The organism is Bacillus cereus group sp. BfR-BA-01330 (assembly GCF_022663885.1).
Taxonomy (GTDB): domain Bacteria; phylum Bacillota; class Bacilli; order Bacillales; family Bacillaceae_G; genus Bacillus_A; species Bacillus_A cereus.
In genome coordinates, this window is the sequence record NZ_JAKUGK010000016.1 from 12,916 (window position 1) to 33,466 (window position 20,551).

Here is a 20,551-nt window from a genome sequence, read left to right on the forward strand (position 1 = left end):
TAGTAAATCGTAACATAGAAAAACTTTCCTATACAATTGTGAAGCCTATATTTAATTAATTTGAGTAAACGCTTGGTTTTAATACGCCTACATAAGGAAGATTACGGTATTGCTCTTTATAATCTAATCCATATCCTACTACAAATTCATGTGGAACAGTAAATCCAACATAATCCGCTTTCAGATCAACCTTACGGCCTGTTGGCTTATCTAATAATGTAACAATTTTTACAGACTTCGCTTTACGATATTTGAATAAGTCTACTAAGTAGCTTAGTGTAAGACCACTATCAATAATATCTTCGACGATTAAAATATCGCGACCTTCTACAGAAGTATCAAGATCTTTTAAAATTTTCACTTCGCCTGTTGAAACTGTAGAGTGACCGTAACTAGATACAGCCATAAAATCCATTTCAAGATATGTATCTGTTCTCTTTAATAAATCTGCCATGAATGGCATTGCGCCTTTTAATACACCAATTGCAAGAGGTACTGTGTTTTTATAATCCTCTGCAATAATTGCACCTAGTTCGCGCACCTTTTCTTGTATTTGCTCTTCAGAAATTAATACTTTTTCGATATCTTGATTCATCATTTCATTATCCTCCCGGAAGACTCCTTGCTTTTGTAGTGAATAATCATATATTTATCCTTCTTTGCCATCTCTTTCGAAATTGCAAATGCAGATCGTTTCAACAAGGGTACCCAAATAATAGTCCCACTTGCATCACAAACGACCGGCCATTCTTCTCTTTTTTCTTTCGGTACTTTCGCTTCGATAAAAATAGCTTTTATCTTTTTCGTGCCATTCATACCTTGTATTGACATGCGATCTCCATTTTCTCTAGAACGAATACGAAGTGGATATGATATATCATTATACTTAGCAACAAATACTGTTTCATTCATGTTACTTGGTATATCTTCGCTCACCTCTGTTACAAATTCATCCCCGTTCAATAGCGTAATGGTCCCGGGTACTAATAAATCTTGTGAAAAAGGAGAGACAATTTCTTGTTTAAATCTAAAGCTACACTCCTCGTATGAACGAACAATTTTCAAATCACCCGGAAAATCAAGTGAACCTGAAGGTTGTGTCCGCTTAAAAAACTCAATCAACTTGTCAATATGTATAGAAGAAAGAGAAGATGGAATCTTATATTCATAAAGATAGTTTAATATTAGTTGAATCCCTCTTCTTTGTAAAGGCATAGACATGGATTCAAAGGCAGGAATTGATAAGCTAATTTGTTTATCACTTTTTTTTGTAATTACTTTATTCATTTTCTCAAAAGCTAATTCCTGCAAATAAGCCTCATCCTCTTGCATCTGCACGCTAAATTTTTGGAATTTCTCATGCATTTGTGGATTTTCTTCTTTCAAATGAGGAAGGACATATTTACGTAATCGATTCCTTGTATATACTTCCTTTTTATTACTCGGATCTATACGTGGCATTAAATTTAGCTTATTACAGTAATCAACAATTTCTTCCTTCGTTACGCCAAGTAACGGCCTAATTAAATATCCATTATGAAAAGGACGCTTCACTGCAATTCCTGCATATCCTTTCGGAGTACTCCCTCTTACAAGACGCATTAAAATTGTCTCGACTTGATCATCTCCATGATGTCCAAGAGCAACATATCTCGCATCATATTTCTTCATTATTCTTTCCAAAAATGCATATCTGCATTCTCTCGCAGCAACCTGTGCATTCATTCCGTATTGCTGTTGATATTGTGATACATTAATCCTTATCGTTTCACAAATAATTCCCAGTTCTTCACAAAGGCCCTGCACAAACTGTAAATCCTCATAAGATTCATCACCTCTAAACATATGATCCACATGAGCAACTACAATTTCCAACTGTTTTTCCGCTCTTTTTTCTAATAAATAATATAAAAGCGCTAACGAGTCAGGACCACCAGAAACTCCCACAACAATTGTTGAATCATTCTTTAATACATCATGCTGCTTTACAAAGTCATCTACTTTTTCAACAAATGTATCTTTCAACTTCGCAATCACCTTTCATTAAACAAGAACAGCAACCTTAGTCACCTTGTCTACAATGGTACAACTTTTACAAACATTGTGCAAAAAAAAGATATACAAAAATTACATTTTTATCTTACATCCTCCGTGTATATTCACAAAATTAATAACATTACCTTTTCCCACAAAAAAACCTAGGTATTCACCTAGGTTTTTAAAATCAAATTATAGATAAACATTCCACTTACATTTTACTGCGCTTGCATTCCTACAATCGGAATCGTAGCCCACTTCGGCATATTTTTCTTCACTTTTGCCACTACAATAGTCATATCATCATTTATATAACCATCACAAGAGCGAATCACTTCTTCCATAATGATATCAGCAATTTCTTGCGGGTCTTCGGTTTGCAATTCTTTAATTTTTCGTTTCATCCACAATTCATGATTCTCCACATGCTGTGCTCCTTCAAAAATCCCATCACTCATCATAATAAGAATATCGCCCGTTTTTAATTGTTCACCCACCACATCAACTTCAACATCTTCGATGATTCCCATCGGCAAATTACTTGCTTCAATTTTCAAAATATTATTTGCGCGTTTAACAAAACTCGGCGTTGATCCAATCTTTAAAAACCTTGCACTCGCATCCCGCAAATCTACCATAGCTAAATCTAATGTCGTAAACATTTCTTCTGTCGTTCTCAAAGAAAGAATTGAATTGATAGACTTAATTGCTATTTCTTCATCAATGCCTGATTGGAGTATTTTTTGTAATAATTTCACCGTTTCCTTACTTTCCATATGAGCTCTTTGCCCATTACCCATACCATCACTAATCGCAAGTGCATATTTACCAACACTTAAATCCATCATCGCATAAGAGTCACCCGAAACAAATCCACCGCCTTTTGCAGCTGTAGCCAATCCTGTATCAAGAGAATACGTCTTCGCCGAACCAAATGATATTAAACTATGGCCATTTGGATAAGAAGACTTTTCTTCATGTTTAACGACAATATTTTCTTTAAGGATATCTGAAAGCATCGGTGCAACTAACTTTTCACACTCACCATGTTCATTAGATGCAACTGGAATTAACATTTCAATATCAATACTTCCTCTATCTAAACAATAAATATCAACATGCTCTACTTCGACACCAAAATCTCGGAACGCTTGCATAATCTGTTCTTCCTGCACTTGATGATTTTCACGCTCTCGTTGTATCTCCTTAGCAAAATCCTCCATAACCTTTGATACACCTAATAGTTGCTCCGCTACTATTCTACGATTTTCCTTCATTTGTTTTCGTAATTTTTGTCCCTCATAGAAGTGATCTAATTCACCGACTACTAAATCCGTCACTTTTTTCCCTCTCACACAATGCTTGTCCCACTCACGAACTAATTTACGATTATGTTGCAGGGTTCCTTCTTCCGTTTCATTCATTATTTGTTTCATATAATCGTACGTTTTATCAAAATTCACTACCCAGCATTGATCCTTTTTAAAGCATGTTTGACATGTTTTCGCAGTAATTGTACTCAAAAACAAATCTGCTTCTGTCTCTTTATCTTCTTCCTCTACATACCCATATACAGAAAAGCTATTAGATAAAGCAGCAAATACATTTGCAAATTGGTTGATTTTATTTGCTGTAACATCACGCATCCTTCTTAAATATTGTTGTTGATCTTGCGAATGCTCTTGTGTACCTGGCATAAATTTAGCAATACGATCCAAAACAAGCTTCGGTGTTAATAAGAAGATAACAATCGCTACACCTGACTCAATTAAAGTTGTTACAATATTTGTCTGTTTGTCTACATATAATGTAATTAAGCTTGTCCCAATTAATAAACCTAAACTAACACCTAAACGCTTTCCTTCTTTTAACAATCCACCAAGCAATCCAGAAAAAGCAAGAAGGCTAAGCTGAGACAAGCTAGACACATTTGCTAAACTTAATATTAGTCCTGTTACAACCCCCACTGTAGACCCTGTGGCAGCACCCGCAATAAATGCAAATACTAGCACTAAATACCTTGTAAAAATATGTTGAATAGAAGCATCATATACAAACCAATCTGTTGTACCCGTTAAAACAGATGCTAGTAATATAATCAAACAAACAATTTCTTCCGTCTCTAATGCCTGTTGTTTTCCTTTCCTTTCCACTAAAAGTGGGACACTTTGTAAAAATATCATAGTTAATACAAAACTAAGCCCAGCCTCAATGGTACTAACGAGTAAATCGTACATGGTGACAGTTTGTTGTGCAAAATATACAACAACTAAGTGTGCGGTTAATGCGGAGATAAATACTTGAAATGGAACAAGTCCAACAGTTTTACGTGTAAATCGACTAAAGAAGATATTATAAATGAAGAAGGTAAAGATAGATGCAAAGGTAAAAAACAAATTATCTATCGATACTGAAAGAGCTCCTCCCATTAGAGCTAAAAATGCTAGCGGCATCTTATCCCGCTTCATAACATAAACAGCAGCAAAAAATGGCAGTGCAAACGGTAAAATATTTGTTAATATATATGCTCGTCCCAAAAGAAAACCAATAACAACAATAATAAATCCCCATCTAAAGAAAACTTGCTCAAATTTCATTCGCAACTTACTCGTCCACTTTATTCCATCAAGCTGACTCTCATTCATTGCCAATGCACTTGTATTCATAGTATTCCTTCCTGCTTTAGGCATATTTTTAACACCACCTGCATAGTTTAATTACTGTCATTATAAAAGATGATTGTTGGTTTTTTTGTCAAAACAACAGTTTTCACTTTTATAATCGTTCGACTTTTTATTCGAAATAACTCTACAGATATACAGGGTATGTAAGTTATTTTCGAGATTTTAATTAAACATTCAGAAAATATAGGGTGATTTTGTAGAAGTGTTGTATATCTTAATTTATTTAACAAAAAAAGATCATGCAAATTTGCATGATCTTTTTAGATGACCCGTACGGGATTCGAACCCGTGTTACCGCCGTGAAAGGGCGGTGTCTTAACCACTTGACCAACGGGCCGTTAAATTAAATATAGCGGCGGAGGGGATCGAACCCCCGACCTCACGGGTATGAACCGTACGCTCTAGCCAGCTGAGCTACACCGCCATGTCGTCTTATTTAACGGACAATTAGTATCTTACATCAGATACTAATTAAAGTCAACACATCTCAAAAACTTTTTTGAAAATATTTTTTACATATAAAAAAGCACCCTGAGACATTACTCTGGGTACCTCTCTATATGTTAAAAACTAAACGTCCTTATTATCCGCGACGCGCGCCACGGCCACCACGTTTAGACTCTGTGTTACGCTTTAAAGAAGTTAAACGATCTTCGCTATCTTTTAAGAAGCGTGCCATCTTTTGCTCAAATGTTTCTTTCGGAGCTCGGTCGTTACCGCCACCGCGATTATCTCTGTTGAAAGAGCGATTATTACGTTGTGGACGTCCAGAACGTTGTTGATCACCACCGCGTTGGTATTCACCACGTGGACGATCTCCTTCTGTTTTTTCACGTTCTTTCGCTTTTTTGATAGATAAACCAATCTTTCCATCTTTTTCAACATTAATAACTTTTACTTCTACTTGGTCGCCCACTTTTAAGTGATCGTTAATATCTTTTACATAGTTATCAGCAACTTCACTAATATGAACAAGACCCGTTAAGCCCTCTGGCAGCTCCACAAAAGCCCCAAAATTTGTAATACCTGTTACTTTACCCTGTAACTTGCTGCCTACCTCGATTGACATAAAAAAAATGCTCCTCCTTAGTGGTTAAAAAGTCAAATTTTACTTTATTATATATAATCCTAAAATATAGTGTCAATAAGACATACTCTACTTAGAAACAGGAAAAATTATCTCCCCTTTACCAGAGAAGAAATAATCCCTTCTAGCAATCTTTAATACGTACTCTTCATCATTTAACTTTTGAACTTCGTCTTTTAGACTTTTTTCTTTATTCGTTAATGAATCCAGTTCTTTTTTCATGTCCTTAACTTTTGCTTCTTTTGCTTTAATGGAACTGTTTTGTTGATAAAACGTTACACTAATACTCGCAATAATTGTAAAAGTAAAGACAAGAAAAACCGCTAAACGGCGATAAAGTCGCTTCCTGTTCTCATCCGTTTGTATTATATGCTCTTTAACAGGATTTGGACTCTGTTTTTCGATTGTTCTTTGTCTCAGTTCCCTCATTTCCGAGGTCCCCCTAACTTCTTTTTTATATGCTCCCATAGTTGGAAGATATGTCCCTTCAATTTTGCTATATATTGCAGGAACCCTATATGTTTCACTATAAAAAGTTTAACACGATTAGGGAGAAGTTTCCATATGAGCGAAGCAATAAATCGAACAGGCCAGAAAAAAACTTTCCATATGAAAAGTAATATCCAAATCACCATTTTCCATAACACATGTCCAATTGAAAGCAGTATACGAAATAAGAATAATATAAATGCAATAAATAGCTGCGCTATAATAATAACAGGTTTTATCATGAGTAGCTGTATAATTCGAACAAAAAAATATGTTGTTTGCATAAAAATATAGATGAGAAAATTTAACAGCTTCATGTATAGTGCCTTCAATAAGCTTTGATATGCCGCAAAACCACATAATAATGCCAAAAACACATATATACGTAGCTCAGCTTCATTTACGAGAAGCAATACATAAAAGACGAATAATGCTTGGACAATCCAAAATAATATATCATGTATAAATACAAGCCAACGTTTACGTTCTTGGCGCTTTAAAAAACGTTGATATGTATCTAAAGACGCTCCAATCCAAGCACCCATTCCAATCATTGAAAGCATTGTATACAACTGAATTGTTAAGCTCATTTAAACAACTTACTAAAGAAACCTTTAGTTTTTTCCCCTTGATTTTCATCAATATACAGCATCTCATTAACTTTCCCTTTAATCGACACAATACCTTTTTCCACATCTAAATTTTTCATTTGTAAATTTTGACCACGAATCGTTAAAAAACCCATTACGGTCTCTAGTAAAAACTCTTCGCTATCAAAACTCTCTACCTGCTTCACACCGGTAATATCAATTATACGCCTGCCACGCATAATAATGTCATGCTCTACAGAAACATTTTGTTGATTAGAAGACGTAGGTGAGTAACCATTATTCACGTAAATCCCCCCATAGGTTTTTACTAGCTAATAGTAATGTATGAGGGGATACATGATTTTAGAACAAGCCTTCTTCCGCTTTTACTTTTTCTTCACGAACTAAGCTATACATATTTGCTGCATCTTCTTTTTTAGTTGTTTCTTTTAATTCATTTATTTTCACAGTCACTATTTTTTGACCAAAACGAATTGTTAATTCATCAGCTACTTTCACATCAGAACTCGCTTTTGCCACTTGACCATTAATAGATATTCTTCCTTGATCAGCTACTTCTTTCGCTAATGTTCTTCTTTTAATTAAACGTGATACTTTTAAAAACTTATCTAGACGCATATCAAATCCCCCTATTAACGCTCTGTTTGTTTCGCTTCTTCCCATAAAACATCTAACTGTTCTAATGATAAATCTTTCATCTCTTTATTCATTTCAGCTACTTTTGCCTCCATGTATAAAAAACGACCAGTAAATTTCTCATTAGTTGAACGTAACGCCTCTTCTGGATCTATTTTGTAATGACGAGCTATATTAACAAATGCAAATAGTAAATCACCAAACTCACCCAGCATCTTTTCCTCATCCATATTTGTAACCTCTTGTTGGAACTCTTGCCATTCTTCCAAAGCTTTCTCTATCATCGGTTGCACATCAACCCAATCAAATCCAACCTTACCAGCTTTCTTCTGAATTTCATAGGCGCGTAGTAACTGCGGCAAACTTTTTGGAACGCCATTTAAAACAGATTCTTTCACGAATCCTTTTTCTTGTTTTTTAATTTCTTCCCAATTTGCAATCACTTCATCAGCGCTGTTTACATCCGTATTTCCAAACACATGCGGATGACGACGAACCATTTTCTCAGATAGAGTTCGAATGATATCATCTATAGAGAACCAACCTTCATCTTCTCCGATTTGAGCATGAAGCATAACTTGTAATAATATATCACCTAATTCTTCTACTAAGTGATCATCATCCTCTTCATCGATTGCTTCCAACACTTCATAAGCTTCCTCAATTAAATATTTCTTTAATGATTGATGTGTTTGCTTTTTATCCCACGGACAACCATTTGGACCACGAAGTTCCGCAATAATTTCTCTAAGAACATCAAACTGTTGATACAAGGACGCACGCTCCTGAACTGGCGGCACGTACACACTCGTTAAATTATTCAATTCCGTTTCATGATCTAACATGTACAACGGTACCTTCTTTACTTGTTCAAATGAAGTTCCTGCAGCTGTTACGATATACACTTCATAATCATCTGGTAACATCTCCATTAATGTTAATTTCACATCAGATGCAACGAATGCATCATATACTTGGCAAAAGATTAAATGTTGACGCAGTTCTAATTGCCCTCTTTCAAATGATGTAGCATCAAGTAATTGGAATCCTTCAATCGGATCAATCTTTAGACTTGCAAACATAGGATCAAGGAAACTTTGTCCACCCTCGATTCGCACTTCAACATTTGAAACTTCTCCTTTTTCTAACAGTAGCTGAACTGTTCTTTCTGCTACAAGTGGATGCCCGGGAACAGCATAGATAATTTCTGTACCTTCAGCTTGTTCTAGCAATTTATTCGCAATTGTTTCATATACAATTTCAAACGTATCATGCGCTTCATATACAGCATCAAAAGACGTATATTGTACGCCTTCTTTCTCCAATTCTTCTATAACTGGATGTTCCTTCGTTCTAACAAACAGATGGTCTGCTTCTTTTATTTTTCGATATACACCCATCGTTAGCTGATCTAATTCACCAGCTCCTAAACCTAAAATAGTAATGATTCCACTCACAACCAGTCACCTCTATCCACTCTTCTTCAATGAACCTTCTTTTTTCTCTTGTTTCATAACGGTTCCTAATTCTTTTTTTGTAAATACATGTAATTTCAAAATAAAAAACATATATGTCAATCCGCCGATGGCTACACCTAACAACGCTTCAAGCGTCGCGCTTCCTCTATGTTCCGTATTAATTACTAATCCAGACATCTGTAACACACGTGTGAACATCATTAATACAAACCCCATACAGATACCACTAATTACTATCCCTAACATATTTCGCTTATTGATAAGTGACCCTGATACAGCTCTCGTAAGCAACAAACTATTTAATCCAGAGATTATAATTAACGCACATAAAGTCGCAAAAGCTGCACCTTTCACACCAAAATAAGGCATGAATATATAATTTAACGCTAACTTTAAGCAACCTCCAAATACAACAAATAACGCTGGCTTAAACGTTTGCCCTAATCCTTGTAAAATAGAAGCTGTCGTAATTGACAATGAACTAAATAAAATAGATAACGATAAAATAGATAAAACATCTGATCCATCACTGTTTTCAAACAACATAATATTGGTAGGTTGAATAATACAAGTTAGTCCAATAGCTGCTGCAAGTCCAATAACAAATGTTATTTTCATTGCTAACTTTACCTTTTCTTGAATAAAGGAAAGATCTCCTCTTTCCTTCGCCGCTGTAATAATCGGAATAAGTGACAACGAGAAAGAAGTCGTCACAACAGTACCTAATTGCATTAGCGGAATACTTCTATCATAAACACCCTTTAATACCTTTGCATTTTCAGCCTGTTCTCCCGCACCAATAAGTAAGCTGTAAAAGGACACTGAATCAGCCATCTGTATAAAAATAAGCACTAAATTACTAACACAAATCGCTAACCCCTGCCAAAAAAGGATTTTAACTATCTTCCTTTTACCCTTAATTCTCGCTGCACTTTTGAAGAATATAGAACGAAAATCTTGACGCATATACAATATAAGTACAATAATCCCAATAAGTCCACCCGCAATTGAGCCTAACATAGCCCCTGCACCAACTGTATATAAATCAAATCCGTGAGCAATTAGGAATAGCGATAAAAATACAATAATAGAAACTCGAATTGTTTGTTCTATTACTTGCGAAACAGCCGTTGGCATCATATTATTGAATCCTTGAAAATACCCTCTTGCTACAGACAAAAATGGCATCAATAAGAATGAAAATGAAATAACACGTAGTAACTTATCTAAATGTATATCGCCCATAGCTACCGCAATTGTTTCGGCCCCAAAAAACAGTGTAAAGAAGCCTATAAAACCAATCCCTAATAAGAACCAAAAAGATACACAAATAATTTCTTCTGCTTCTTTTTGTTTTCCCCGCTCTAGTCGTTCTGCAACCATTTTCGAAATGATAACAGGAAATCCATAAGTAGCTAAAATTAAACAAAATCCATAAAACGGGTAAATTTGTTGGTAAATATAAAACCCAATATCCCCCGCTATATTTTGATATGGAATACGGTAAAAAGCGCTTAATACTTTTGTAACGAAACTTGCAATCGTTAATATAATAGCCCCACGCCAAAAGGCTTGATACTTCTTCGCTTCCATACAAGAAAACTCCTTTTTCTATTCTCACCTCTCGTATTATATCATAAAGAAAAGAACAAACTCCCTTACCAACACGGGTAATAATGAGTTCCTAAATGTTAAAAATATTCAACGAAAAAAGGTAGCAAAGTGCTACCTTCATTCAATATACATATATCTCCAAATAATTGATTTCTCAAAAAGAAAGATCATAATTAGGAAAGATTGCTACTTCTAAAATCAATATACCCTTACTGTTCCATTTGTTTCGCTAAGAAACTGGCAGCAGTATTAACCGCTTTATGCTCGATCTCGCTTATAATGGCTTCTTTCGAAAAAATAATGACGGCTCCAATCGGATCTCCGTTTGCAACAATCGGTCCAACTGTATAAGAATGAACCTTTTCTGTTACACCATCAATAATGGAAATATCACTTTCATCCGTCATAATAACAGACTTTCGTTCTTCCATCGTTTTTTCAATTAGATCGCCAACACTTTTATTTAAGTATTCTTTTTTCGATACGCCTGATACTGCGATGATAGAATCTCGATCACACACAAGCACATTATGTCCTAAGCTGTCATATAAAGCATCAGCATATTCTTTCGCAAAATCACCTAGCTCACTAATTGGAGAATACTTCTTTAAAATTACCTCTCCATCGCGATCAACAAATATTTCTAGTGGGTCTCCTTCTCGAATACGTAAAGTTCTACGAATTTCCTTCGGGATTACTACCCTGCCTAAATCATCAATTCGACGTACGATTCCAGTTGCTTTCATTCTAATGCTGCCTCACTTTCTACTGATGATCAAAGTGGTGAATTTACCTGTTCATGTAAAAATCACCAACTGTTAGACATAGTATTTTACACATTAGTTCTTCTATGCACGTCGAATTGTATTTTTTTATCTTATTTTAGGCATTTATTACTTCTTTTTTTACATCTGGTAAGCCTTTTAATAAATTTTCAGCAATTGTTAACCACTTCGATGTCTCTAAGCCATTTGTTTTCATAACAATTTTCAATTGTGATCCTTCCATTCCTAAACCGATCATACGTCCAAAACTATTTCCGAGCATGAATAATTTTCCACCATCAATATTTTGACTTGCTTGTTCAGAAAACAGGAATGTTACTTCAAATTTATTCTGCTTAATTAATTCAATTTGTTCTTTCATTGCCAACACTTTAATATTTGCAATTTGTAATAAATAACCAACTTCTTGTGGATAATCGCCAAATCTATCGATCATTTCTTCCTGCAATTCTTCAATATCCTCAATTGCAGAAACACCTCTAAATTGTTTATACATCATAATTTTTTGCTTACTATCTGAAATATAAGCATCTGGTAAATATGCATCTACCTCTAAGTCAATTTCAACATTAACTATATTTTCAGCCCCATCTGTTCCTCTACGCTGTTCAATTGCATCTTTTAACATTTGCGAATATAGATCAAATCCGACAGAATCAATAAATCCATGCTGTTCTGCCCCTAACAAATTACCTGCTCCACGAATAGATAAATCTCTCATCGCAATTTTGAAACCAGATCCAAGTTCCGTGAACTCTTTAATTGCTTGTAGACGCTTCTCTGCAACCTCTGACAGCACTTTGTCACGTTTATATGCAAAGTATGCATACGCAACACGATTAGAACGTCCAACACGCCCACGAAGCTGATACAACTGTGATAATCCCATACGATCTGCATCAAATACAATTAACGTATTTACATTCGGAATATCTACACCCGTCTCAATAATTGTTGTACTTACAAGAACATCATGCTGTCCTTCTAAAAATGATAGCATAACAGACTCTAATTCGCTTTCGTTCATTTTCCCATGTGCGTACGTTACGCGGGCATCTGGAACTAACATCGAAATTTCATCTGCTTTTCTTTCAATATCCTCTACACGGTTATATAGGAAGTAAACTTGACCACCTCTTGCAAGCTCTCGCTCTATTGCCTCTCGCATTAACGCTGGATTATACTCGACTACATACGTTTGGACTGGGAAACGATTTTCTGGTGGTGTCTCAATAACAGATAAGTCGCGCACACCAAGCATAGACATATGAAGCGTCCGCGGAATCGGAGTTGCCGTTAATGTTAATACGTCAACATTTGCCTTCAATTGTTTAATTTTTTCTTTATGTGTTACACCAAATCTTTGTTCTTCATCAATAATAAGAAGCCCTAAATCTTTATACGTAACATCTTTAGATAAAATACGATGTGTTCCGATTACAATATCTACTGTTCCATCCTTTAAGCCCTTAATTGTTTCATTTTGTTGTTTTCTCGTACGGAATCTACTTAATAAGCCTATATTGATCGGATAATCTTGAAAACGCTCTCGAATTGTTTCATAGTGTTGCTGCGCAAGAATCGTTGTCGGTACTAAAATTGCAACTTGTTTTTCATCCATAATTGCTTTAAATGCCGCACGAATAGCCACTTCAGTCTTTCCATACCCTACGTCACCACAAAGGAGCCTATCCATCGGGCGTCCGCGTTCCATATCTTTTTTAATCTCGTCAATAGAACGTAACTGATCCTCTGTCTCTTGATATGGGAAAGAGGATTCGAACTCTTGTTGTTCTGCCGTATCTGGCGTATATGCATAGCCTTTTGAAGCTTCGCGCTCAGCATATAGTTTAATTAGGTCATCCGCAATGTCTTGTACAGATTTTTCAACTTTCGTTTTAACCTTTTTCCAATCATTACCGCCTAATTTATAAACTTTCGGATCCTTACCTTCAGATCCTACATATTTTTGGACTTGATCAATTTGTTCAATTGGAACGTATAGCTTATCATTACCTTGATATTTAATATTTAAATAATCTTTGTGAACACCATTAATCTCTAATGTCTCAATACCTAAAAATTTACCTATACCATGATTTACGTGAACTACATAATCTCCAACTTTTAATTCCGAATAACTTTTAATACGTTCAGCATTCGATAACTTTTGTTTACGTTGTGATTTTTTAACTTTCTTATGAAAAAGCTCCTTTTCAGTAATGACAACAAGCTTTTGCATCGGCATTTCAAATCCTGCATGTAAATCACCTACAGCAATTTGTAACCTTCCAGGCAATAAGATATCTGTACCTTCTACAATATCTGCCTCAATATCATAATCACTTAAAATATGTTGTAATTTTTTCACACGTTCATCATCTGTTCCAAGTACAACAGTCGTAAAATGCCCTTCATTCCATCTATCAATTTCTGTTTTTAACAAATTCATCTGTCCATGGAAATCTTGCATTGTTTTACATGTTACATTAACAATATTTTGCGGATGTGTGTGTGCGATATGACGCAAGAATAACGTTAAATATACAAAACTTCTTTTTTTATGATGAAGAAACCCCTCGAATGGGTGAGAGAAAGATAAATCTTGAATAATTGTTCCTTCACCAAGAAGTGATATATACCATTCCGCCTCTTCTGTTTCAAGATGCGATGCTGTTTCTTGAATACGGGAAATCTCGTCTAAAATTACAACACCGTCTTCTGGTAAATAATCTATCAGACTAGCAGGTTCTTTATAGAAAATAGATAAGTATTTAAACATCTGTTCTATACTTTGCCCGTTTTTCAACATCTCAATTTCATGACTTACCGTCTCAAGCACTGTAGTCTTTAGTTTATCATCAGAAAGTTTTTGCATCGTCTTAGTTAAACCTTCTTCAAGATGCTGAATTCCTGATTTTAATTCTTCCTGTGAAAATAAAAACTCTGTTGCCGGACCAAACCTAACGCTTTCTTTTTTACCTTGAGAACGCTGTTCATCCACATCAAATAATCGAATAGAATCGACTTCTGTATCAAAGAATTCAATACGAAATGGTAGTTCTTCAGTTAAAGGATAAATATCTAATATTCCCCCACGCAAACTGAACTCCCCTGGAGCTTCTACCATCGACTTACGTTCATAGCCAATATGATGTAAAGTATGCAAGAGCGCATCTAAATCAATCTCTTGCCCTAGATTGATTTCAACTTGCTTTTGCTTCCACAATTCTTTTATTGGTAAAAATCTACGCAATCCTGCCACTGGCGCTACAATGATTCCATTCTCTCCCGCAGCCAAGCGATTTAACACTTCTATACGTTGCGCCTTCAATTCTGGACTTGCAACCCCAATTTCCGATGCTATCAGTTCATTCACTGGATATAGCCACACATCTTTTTCACCAAGTAACGCCACTAAATCTTCATGTACTTTTTGTGCTTGGTATAAGTTATGTGTCACGATTAATTGTGATTTTTTTGTTTTTTTATATAAAGCCGCCATTAATAACGAACGAGAAGACGTTGCCATCCCTGATATAAGTTGTTCTTTTAACCCATCTTCTAATCCATTAATAACCGATTGTATCTCTTCATTTTTATAAAATTGCTCTAATAAACCTATCATTTTTAAAACTCCTCTCAACATAAAGAGCAAGTCATTCTATTTTATGCAAATATTTTGGAAAAGGAAAACAGAAAAATGCTTTGGACATGCCAAAGCGACAACATTTTATTGCAGAAATTTTTCATACTCATAATACTCAGGATAAGATGCGAGCGTTTCTTGACACGATTCACAAATCGTTTTTATATATATATTTCCATTTTCATGAAAATGAATCATTTCTACTACTTCTTGCTCTGTTAGTTGAAATAAAACGTCGCTATATACTTTTTCTGCGTTAATGGAGCCTACATTACCTCCGCAGTGTCTGCAATAATAATACCCTTCCATACTAGCCTCCTAAAAATTCAATTACTACTAGTATGGGTAAAACAAAAGAGAAATATTCCCAATCTCATTTTTAACTATTGAAAGTATTCATGATTTGGAGAAAAGGCTTATTTAGCCACTCTTCACATGCATCCGCTGCTTTTTCAATAGAATGGTTAACATCCGGAATCTCTTCAGATGTAAAGCGTCCTAATACATAATCGACTACCTTCATTCCATTTTTCGGGCGATCGATTCCCATACGGATACGTTGAAATTCTTGTGTTCCTAGATGCGAAATCGTTGACTTTACACCATTATGTCCACCAGCACTACCTTTCATGCGAAGACGCAATTTACCTACAGGAATGTCCAAATCGTCGTACATAACAACGAAGTCCTCAACATCAATTTTATAATAATCCATGAGTGGACGAATACTTTCCCCAGATAAGTTCATGTATGTTAGCGGCTTTAATAAGATTACCTTTTCTCCATTAACAAACCCTGCACCAAATACACCTTTAAATTTTTGTTCATTCAAAGAAATGTTCCAACGCTTCGCAAGTTCATCAATGGCCATAAATCCAATATTATGCCTTGTTAATTCATATTCTCTACCTGGGTTCCCAAGTCCTACTATCAATTTCATTCTTGTACCACTACTTTCTTTTTTCGATACGAAAAGACGTAACCAATTTTGGTTACGTCTCATTCTATCCAATTAATTGAATAATACACTCACAGATTCTTCTTCGTATACACGAATGATTGCTTCTCCGATTAATGGAGCAACTGAAAGTTCATGTACTTTGTCGATTTTCTTCTCTTCTGGTAATACGATAGAGTTCGTTACAACTAACTCTTTAATATTTGAATTTTGAATACGCTCAATTGCTGGACCAGATAATACTGGGTGTGTACAGCAAGCATATACTTCAGAAGCACCGTTCTCAACAAGAGCGTTTGCTGCTAATGTAATTGTACCAGCTGTATCAATGATGTCATCAATTAAAATCGCTGTTTTACCTTCAATATTACCGATAATGTTCATTACCTCTGATACGTTCGGGCGAGGACGACGCTTATCAATAATAGCGATTGGCGCTTTTAGACGATCTGCCATTTTTCTTGCACGAGTTACACCACCATGGTCAGGAGACACGATTACGATATCTTTAAGACCTTTTGTTTCAAAGTAATCTGAAAGAATCGGTACACCCATTAAGTGGTCGATTGGGATATCAAAGAACCCTTGAATTTGTGGAGCATGTAAATCTAGAGTGATTACACGAGTTGCACCTGCTGTTTCAAGCAAGTTTGCTACAAGTTTCGATGTAATTGGTTCACGAGAACGCGCTTTACGGTCTTGACGCGCATAACCATAGTAAGGAATAACAATATTAATTGTTTTCGCAGATGCACGTTTTAATGCATCAATCATAATAAGTAATTCCATGATATGTTCGTTTACTGGGAAGCTTGTAGATTGAATAATGAATACATCGCAACCACGGATACTTTCTTCAATGTTAATTTGAACTTCTCCATCACTAAAACGATCAACAGAACATTTTCCTAGCCCTACTCCAATATGCTTTGCAATCTGCTCAGCAAGTTCCTTATTAGAGTTTAAAGAGAATACTTTCAAATTAGAATTTAGATATTGAGTCGACATCTAGATTAACCCTCCACATTATGATTTTTTCTTATTCAGCAATTGATCAACATAGTCTTCTTTGTTAACTTGACGTGCACGTGCTACCGATAATGCTTTTGATGGAACATTCTCTGTAATTGTAGAGCCTGCTGCCACATAAGCACCATCTTCAACTGTTACTGGAGCAACAAGGTTTGAATTACATCCAATAAATACCCCATTACCAATCACAGTTTTGAATTTATTCTTACCGTCATAGTTCACCGTAATTGAACCACAACCAAGATTCACGTCTTCTCCAACTTGTGCATCCCCGATATAACTCAAGTGTGAAGCTTTACTTCTATTACCAAAGACAGTTTTTTTGATTTCCACGAAGTTTCCAACGCGTACTTCGTCTCCAATAACTGAATCTGGGCGAATATGTGCAAATGGACCAACCGATACTTCTGTACCAAGCTTACTATCATGTACAGTAGATTGTCGAATTGTCGTACAATCTCCAATTTCACTATCGCGAATTACTGTATGCGGTCCAATTTCACAATCAGAGCCAATTACAGTGTTCCCCTCAATAATTGTTCCTGGATGAAGAACTGTATCACTACCGATAACTGCATCAGCAGAAATATAAGTGTTACTTGGATCAATAATTGTAACACCGTTTACCATGTTCTTTCGGTTGATACGGTTTTTCATAATAATTTCCGCTTGCGATAGAGCGACTCTGTCGTTAACACCTAACGTTTCGTCGAACTGCTCTGTTTGATAAGCTGATACGATATGACCTTCATTTTTTAAAATCTCAATAACATCTGGAAGGTAATATTCACCTTGCACGTTATCATTTGAAACTTTAGAAAGTGAAGCAAATAAAGCCTTATTATCAAAACAATACGTACCTGTATTGATTTCTTTAATAGCTAATTCTTTCTCATTTGCATCTTTATGCTCAACAATCTTTTCAACATGACCATTCTCATTACGAACAATACGGCCATATCCAGCAGGCTCTTCTATGTATGCTGTTAGCACCGTCGCCATTGCTCCTGCTTCTTTATGTTGCTGAAGTAATGCTTCCATTGTTTCAGCAGTTATTAGAGGCGTATCACCACAAATAACTAAAGTTGTTCCTTCTTCATTTGCAAGTACACTTGCAGCTTGATCTACAGCATGTGCTGTACCAAGTTGTTCTGCTTGTAATGCAAATTCACTTACGTTCCCTAGCTGTTCTTGTACCATTTCAGCACCATGTCCAACAACCGTTACAAGTTTCTGCAATCCTAATTGAGATACTTGATCGACTACGTGTTGTACCATAGGTTTTCCACATACAGGATGCAGCACTTTGTATAGCTTAGACTTCATACGTGTGCCTTTACCTGCAGCTAGAATCACTGCAAATCTGTTTGACATATAGACCCTCCATCGCAACCTATTTATCCATTAAAGATATTATCCTAAATCATCATATATTTCAAGAAACACATTTTAACTATTAAATTTTACCATAATTCTTATAAGATGTTTTACTCTTTAGTATCTTTTTTAAGAAATAAGCTATACTATTTAAAATGATTTTGAAAAAATTAGTAGTTTCTTCTTTTTATGTTAATAAATTATGCAGTTTCCAAATATAAAGCAAAAAAAACAAACCCCTGTAAATGCTTACAGGAGTTTGCTACAAAATTATAAGGCTTTTTGTCAAAAGCCCTTTTCATTCGAATTTTACGAAGCACCCGCTTCTTCAAACTCAACCTCTTCTAACTCGCCTAAACGATGATACTCTGTTAAAACCGCATCTTGAATTTTAGAGCGTGTACCAGAATTAATTGGATGTGCAATGTCACGGAACTCTCCATCTGGAGTACGTTTACTTGGCATTGCTACAAATAATCCATTATTACCATCAATTACACGAATATCATGAACAACAAATTCATGGTCTAGAGTAATAGAGGCAATTGCTCTCATGCGGCCTTCTGTGTTTACGCGGCGTAATCTTACGTCAGTCACTTCCATCTTGTGTTCACCACCCTTTTCTAAATAAGCGATATATTTGTATAAATTCCACAAATTTTCTATTTTCCCTTTAATTTTTTAAAAATTTTTAAGATAAAAATTTTTAAAGTAGTTGAATATAGAGATTAGTGGAGGTTATCGCTTACAAAAGGTTACTTAACTAGGGCGATTACTTCAATTTCAACGGAAACATCTTTCGGTAATTTTGCTACTTGCACACAAGATCGAGCTGGTTTATGAGTAGAGAAATAAGAGCTATACACTTCATTCACAGCATTAAAATCATCCATGTCCTTTAAAAATACTGTTGTTTTTACGACTGTATCAAATGAAGCACCTGCTTCCTCTAATACCGCTTGTAAATTTTGAAATACTTGTTCTGTTTGTACTGTTACATCTCCTGTTACAAGCTCCCCATTTGCCGTCAATGGAATTTGTCCTGAGCTATAGAACATGTTATTTACAATAATCCCCTGTGAATAAGGTCCAATTGCTTGTGGTGCCTTGCTTGTTTGAACAACTTTCATACTTTTCACCCTTTTATTATTTATTTTACTCTTTAAAAATAGTGTACGAAAGGCAGTTTGTCCATCTATTTTATAATCTATAAATAAAATAAAAAAGATAGAGCTATCTGCTCTATCTTTTATTCCGCCTCTACAAGCCCTTCATCAAATGGCGCAAGAGAATAATTCCCTTTTTCCACTTGAATCGTTTTTTCTTTCACATCAACTTCCGATAAACGAATTAATGATACAAAATTATTAATTAGTCGTTCTTCAATATCTGTGGATTCTACTAATACACCAATACCAACAACATTAGCCTTGAACTCTTCTAACATACTCATCATACCTTGAATTGTTCCGCCAGCTTTCATGAAGTCATCAATAATTAAAACATTCGACCCTTCTGGAAGGCTGCGTTTTGCTAACGTCATTGTTTGAATTCGTTTAGAAGAACCCGACACATAGTTAATACTAACAGTCGGACCTTCTGTTACCTTATTATCTTTCCTTGCAATTACAACTGGTACATCTAAGTAATTTGCCACTGCATAAGCAAGGGGAATCCCCTTCGTTGCCACCGTCATAACTGCATCAATTGGTTGCCTAGCAAAAACAGAAGCAAACAAACGACCTGCGCCATTAATATGGCGAGGATTACTCAATAAATCTGTCATGTATAAGTAACCGCCAGGCAAAATACGATTTGGGTTTTCAAATAAGCCACAAAGCTCATCAATAATTAGATCTGCCTCTTCTTCACTTATATACGGTATATATTTCACTCCTCCTGCTGCTCCTGGTATCGTTTGCAATGTGCCGACCCCTTGTTGTTCAAACGTTTGCTTAATAATAACTAAATCTTCACTAATGGAAGACTTAGCCGATTGATACCTTTCAGCAAAAAAAGTGAGAGATACTAGCTGACGAGGGTTTTGTAGCAAGTAATAAGTCATATCGACTAATCTTGTACTTCTTCTAATTTTCATACTCTCACCTCAAATC

19 protein-coding genes and 2 tRNA genes are annotated in these 20,551 nt (G+C 35.4%); all 21 read right to left on the minus strand.

Annotated elements, in window-relative coordinates; all coding sequences use genetic code 11:
* Positions 1-55 precede the first annotated feature (55 nt).
* Complete coding sequence (gene hpt / locus MR112_RS27905) at positions 56-598, minus strand: hypoxanthine phosphoribosyltransferase (RefSeq protein ID WP_000981842.1); 543 nt, start codon at positions 596-598, stop codon at positions 56-58.
* The gene (gene tilS, locus MR112_RS27910) at positions 595-2,025 is read right to left on the minus strand and encodes a tRNA lysidine(34) synthetase TilS (RefSeq protein ID WP_000655463.1); all 1,431 of its coding nucleotides are present in this window, start codon (positions 2,023-2,025) and stop codon (positions 595-597) included. Before tilS ends, hpt begins: the two co-directional genes overlap by 4 nt.
* A gap of 230 nt (positions 2,026-2,255) precedes the next feature.
* Positions 2,256-4,727 (minus strand): stage II sporulation protein E, encoded by a 2,472-nt coding sequence (spoIIE, locus tag MR112_RS27915; protein ID WP_242245865.1) that lies wholly within the window; start codon positions 4,725-4,727, stop codon positions 2,256-2,258.
* A gap of 259 nt (positions 4,728-4,986) precedes the next feature.
* Positions 4,987-5,058, minus strand: a tRNA-Glu gene (locus MR112_RS27920).
* Between the two features lie 13 nt (positions 5,059-5,071).
* A tRNA-Met gene (locus tag MR112_RS27925) sits at positions 5,072-5,145 on the minus strand.
* Positions 5,146-5,304: 159 nt separating this feature from the next.
* Entirely contained in the window at positions 5,305-5,790 is a 486-nt protein-coding gene (locus MR112_RS27930) for a S1 domain-containing RNA-binding protein (RefSeq protein WP_000021451.1), read from the minus strand.
* Positions 5,791-5,877: 87 nt separating this feature from the next.
* The gene (gene divIC, locus MR112_RS27935; RefSeq protein WP_001208739.1) at positions 5,878-6,237 is read right to left on the minus strand and encodes a cell division protein DivIC; all 360 of its coding nucleotides are present in this window, start codon (positions 6,235-6,237) and stop codon (positions 5,878-5,880) included.
* Complete coding sequence (gene yabQ / locus MR112_RS27940; RefSeq protein ID WP_000059772.1) at positions 6,234-6,887, minus strand: spore cortex biosynthesis protein YabQ; 654 nt, start codon at positions 6,885-6,887, stop codon at positions 6,234-6,236. The genes divIC and yabQ overlap by 4 nt, the downstream gene beginning before the upstream one ends.
* Positions 6,884-7,192 (minus strand): sporulation protein YabP, encoded by a 309-nt coding sequence (gene yabP / locus MR112_RS27945; RefSeq protein ID WP_001059104.1) that lies wholly within the window; start codon positions 7,190-7,192, stop codon positions 6,884-6,886. The genes yabQ and yabP overlap by 4 nt, the downstream gene beginning before the upstream one ends.
* Positions 7,193-7,250: 58 nt before the next feature.
* The gene (locus MR112_RS27950; RefSeq protein WP_001234876.1) at positions 7,251-7,526 is read right to left on the minus strand and encodes an RNA-binding S4 domain-containing protein; all 276 of its coding nucleotides are present in this window, start codon (positions 7,524-7,526) and stop codon (positions 7,251-7,253) included.
* 14 nt (positions 7,527-7,540) lie between these two features.
* Complete coding sequence (gene yabN / locus MR112_RS27955) at positions 7,541-9,001, minus strand: bifunctional methyltransferase/pyrophosphohydrolase YabN (protein WP_000014239.1); 1,461 nt, start codon at positions 8,999-9,001, stop codon at positions 7,541-7,543.
* A 12-nt stretch (positions 9,002-9,013) separates the two neighbouring features.
* Positions 9,014-10,615 (minus strand): putative polysaccharide biosynthesis protein, encoded by a 1,602-nt coding sequence (locus MR112_RS27960; protein ID WP_074553638.1) that lies wholly within the window; start codon positions 10,613-10,615, stop codon positions 9,014-9,016.
* Positions 10,616-10,845: 230 nt separating this feature from the next.
* A complete protein-coding gene (spoVT, locus tag MR112_RS27965) occupies positions 10,846-11,382 on the minus strand; it encodes a stage V sporulation protein T (protein WP_000648302.1) in 537 nt (178 codons plus the stop codon).
* Positions 11,383-11,518: 136 nt separating this feature from the next.
* Positions 11,519-15,049, minus strand: coding sequence for a transcription-repair coupling factor (gene mfd, locus MR112_RS27970; protein ID WP_000579688.1), 3,531 nt, complete (start codon positions 15,047-15,049; stop codon positions 11,519-11,521).
* A gap of 105 nt (positions 15,050-15,154) precedes the next feature.
* Positions 15,155-15,379, minus strand: coding sequence for an anti-sigma-F factor Fin family protein (locus tag MR112_RS27975; protein WP_000399438.1), 225 nt, complete (start codon positions 15,377-15,379; stop codon positions 15,155-15,157).
* A 70-nt stretch (positions 15,380-15,449) separates the two neighbouring features.
* Positions 15,450-16,010, minus strand: coding sequence for an aminoacyl-tRNA hydrolase (gene pth / locus MR112_RS27980; protein ID WP_000767702.1), 561 nt, complete (start codon positions 16,008-16,010; stop codon positions 15,450-15,452).
* 72 nt (positions 16,011-16,082) lie between these two features.
* Positions 16,083-17,036 carry a ribose-phosphate diphosphokinase gene (locus MR112_RS27985; protein ID WP_000107420.1) on the minus strand — a complete coding sequence of 318 codons (954 nt, stop codon included), beginning with the start codon at positions 17,034-17,036 and terminating at the stop codon, positions 16,083-16,085.
* Positions 17,037-17,054: 18 nt separating this feature from the next.
* Positions 17,055-18,434 carry a bifunctional UDP-N-acetylglucosamine diphosphorylase/glucosamine-1-phosphate N-acetyltransferase GlmU gene (gene glmU / locus MR112_RS27990; RefSeq protein ID WP_226368329.1) on the minus strand — a complete coding sequence of 460 codons (1,380 nt, stop codon included), beginning with the start codon at positions 18,432-18,434 and terminating at the stop codon, positions 17,055-17,057.
* Between the two features lie 312 nt (positions 18,435-18,746).
* Positions 18,747-19,040: a septation regulator SpoVG gene (gene spoVG / locus MR112_RS27995; protein ID WP_000454041.1), complete on the minus strand. Its 294-nt coding sequence runs from the start codon at positions 19,038-19,040 to the stop codon at positions 18,747-18,749.
* A gap of 152 nt (positions 19,041-19,192) precedes the next feature.
* Entirely contained in the window at positions 19,193-19,567 is a 375-nt protein-coding gene (locus MR112_RS28000) for a RidA family protein (protein WP_000869815.1), read from the minus strand.
* 119 nt (positions 19,568-19,686) lie between these two features.
* Positions 19,687-20,535: a pur operon repressor gene (gene purR, locus MR112_RS28005; RefSeq protein WP_242245871.1), complete on the minus strand. Its 849-nt coding sequence runs from the start codon at positions 20,533-20,535 to the stop codon at positions 19,687-19,689.
* Between the last annotated feature and the right edge of the window lie 16 nt (positions 20,536-20,551).